Annotated in this window: 2 protein-coding genes and 2 pseudogenes; all 4 read left to right on the plus strand. The window is 69.3% G+C overall.

Annotated features, from left to right (window positions below):
• Window positions 1-315, plus strand: a pseudogene (locus tag ACWEN3_RS36565) (hypothetical protein); the annotation flags it as partial.
• Window positions 316-770: 455 nt separating this feature from the next.
• Window positions 771-1,190 carry a hypothetical protein gene (locus tag ACWEN3_RS36570; RefSeq protein WP_452980051.1) on the plus strand — a complete coding sequence of 140 codons (420 nt, stop codon included), beginning with the start codon at window positions 771-773 and terminating at the stop codon, window positions 1,188-1,190.
• Window positions 1,191-1,361: 171 nt separating this feature from the next.
• Window positions 1,362-1,650: pseudogene (locus ACWEN3_RS36575) on the plus strand (transposase); the annotation flags it as partial.
• A 391-nt stretch (window positions 1,651-2,041) separates the two neighbouring features.
• On the plus strand, window positions 2,042-2,809 hold a 768-nt coding region (locus tag ACWEN3_RS36580; RefSeq protein ID WP_452980053.1), incomplete at its 3' end, for a DUF5996 family protein.

The following is a 2,809-nucleotide window of genomic DNA, read 5'->3' on the forward strand; positions in this document are numbered from 1 at the left end:
GGCCCCCGCTCCGCTCCGGCCACGGCACGTGTCGACCACCGGTGGGCTCGGGTGAAGGCGCGCGCCGTGCCCCACCCGCGCCGTGACGGCGACGGCAACGGCGACGGATGGGAAATACGGGTCACCGTGTCCGTGCACGGCCGAGGGCTCCTGCGTCCGCTGGCGGCCGTCGTGCTCGGCGTGGCCGGCCGCTGGATCCGCCGATCCGTGGCCCGCACGCTGGACGACATGGCCGCCACCTGGAACGCGGAGATTCCACGATGGGTGGCCATGGACAGGGACGACCTGAGGTCGGCGCTCACGGCCCGCCCGTGAGGTGGTGATCCACTCGGTCACGGTGCCGGCGACCGGCCGAAACGCGCCGACTGAGCCGTACGTACGCGCCGCGCGTATATCCCGGGCATGGGAGGATCGCTCGCCGTGAACGCGTCGCCGGCGGTGAGAGGGTTGCGTGCCGCGGTGTTCGCCGGCCTGGTTGTCTACCGCAGCATCGCCGAGTAACACCGCAGGTACCGTCCGGCCGGGCTTGCAAGGGATGTCGGCGCACTCGCCGACATCCGGCCTCCCGACACCACGGCCGGATGTACGCCTTGCCGAAGTTCAGACTGGATCCCCCCGTGCACGGCCGCCCGCGCAGCTCGTTCGTGCCTTGACCCTGACGTCGTGACGGGCGCCGGCTGACCCGACTGCACCACGCAGCGCACCTCGGACGACTGACCTGGTGTCCGGGGTGCGTCGCGACGGCAGTGGCCCCTGCCACCGTGAGGAACATGACGCTCACCGTGGAAGCCACACCCGACTCCCTGATCGCGGCGCTCCGCATGCCCGTGTGGAACATCCTGACCAGTCGGGCTGACGGCATCCGCCGCGACCTGCCCCCATGCCCCGAGACCACCGAGGAACGCCTCGAGTGGCTGCGCTCGCTGAACCCCGAGCAGGCGCGCCTTGCTGCTCTCCTCGGCCACCTGGACGCCTTGCGCGGGCACATCACCGGGTGCCCCGCACTCGGCTACGTCGTCGACGACCCGATGCCTGATGCGGCCCTGCAGGAGGCCGAGGGGTTCAACCCGAGACTCACAACGCTCATCGCCGTCTACCGGGTCGCTCGTCAGCGTCCGCCCTTGGCCCGCGCTGCAGTCGTACGGGGTGCGCGCAGGCCTCAACCGGGACCGAACCACCCCCCGCAGTAGGGGGCACACGGCGGCAACGCTCAATCGGCGACCGGTGGCTCGATGTCGGCGGGCTGCAGGCCATCACGGATAGCTGGTACCCGGTATGTATTCGTGGCTGGAGCTATTCCTCTCCTTTTACAGGTAGCTTTCGTCCGCTCTGGCCTTTCATGAAATATCCGCAAGGTGTGAGTCGACGGCGGCTACCGCCAGCACCTCGTCCAGCACGCGGCCGGCCTTGGCATCGACATGCGGGAAACCAGGGGCCTCGCCCCGATACCGAAGCGGTGGGCGGTCGAACGGACCTACGGCTGGCTCACGCTGCACCGCCGCCTCGCACGCACCTACGAGGCCCTGCCCACCCGCTGCGAAGCCGTGATCCACATTGGCATGACCGACCTCATAGCTCGCTGCCCACCGGCGAGACACCATCTCCTGGCGCGTCACGACACCGCAGACCAAACAAAAGATCTTTGGATGAAGCATCGGAGTAGAACGACCTCTGAGCGGTCGGCGCGCAGCGGGGCCGTGCGGGCACCGTGACCGCCCCTTGACGGGCGGCGGTGGCGCCGACCAGCCGCACCCCGTCCACCGGCCGCTCGCAGCCCGCGGGGGCAGGCGGGGTGCGGGTTACGATTGAATGAAGCGAGTCGGGAGACGGGCAGGGCCTCAGGGCGATCCACTGAGGAGCCACCGTAGGGACCCCGCACAGGCGCGTGCCTCGATCGTGTGGACACGGATCCGGGACGACGGTGCAGCGAGAATCTGCGGCGGGCATCGCCACCGGTCGCGCGGGTGGTCTGCGTCACCGGCCCGACCGTCGGCGTTCCGCGATTGCGCGGGCGCCGGGATGTGAAACGGAGGATCGCACGATGCCTGGCACGCCGCAGCCCGCGACGCACTCCGTCGAACAGTGGCCGACGGCCCCTGTGGATGAGTGGTCGCAGACCAAGGACACCCTGCACATGTGGGCGCAGATCGTTGGCAAGGTGCGGCTGGCCCTGGCCCCGATGGTGAATCACTGGTGGCAGGTGCCGCTGTACGTCTCCACGCGGGGACTGACCACCACGGCCATCCCGTACGGTGAGCGCATCTTCGAGATGGAGTTCGACTTCTGCGACCACCGGCTGCATATCCGCACCAGCGACGGCGACGAATGCTCGGTTGCGCTGGAGCCGAAGCCTGTGGCCGTCTTCTACCGCGAGACCATGAATGCGCTCGACGCGCTGGGTATCGATGTGCGGATACGGCCCAACCCGGTGGAGGTCGAGACGGCCATCCCGTTCCCCGAGGACACGGTCCACGCCTCGTACGACCCGGAGCACGTCCAGCGGTTCTGGCTGCAGCTGACCAGCGCGCAGCGGGTCATGGACGAGTTCCGGTCCCGGTTCATCGGCAAGGTGAGCCCGGTGCACTTCTTCTGGGGCTCTATGGACCTCGCGGTCACGCGCTTCTCCGGTCGCCGCGCGCCGCGGCACCCGGGCGGCGCGCCGCACCTCGCTGACTGGGTGATGGTCGAGGCGTACTCGCACGAGGTGTCCAGTTGCGGGTTCTGGCCCGAGGGTTCGGCCGAGGTCTTGTACGTGAGGGCGATCTGCTTCAGTCGCCCGGCATTCGCGGCGTCCGCCGCGGTTTCCTTC

The sequence above is a fragment of the Streptomyces sp. NPDC004561 genome, assembly GCF_053602155.1.

Excerpts from the sequence above, each read along its gene's own strand:
- ACWEN3_RS36570 (WP_452980051.1), top strand. The coding sequence starts at position 771 with ATGACGCTCACCGTGGAAGCCACACCCGACTCCCTGATCGCGGCGCTC.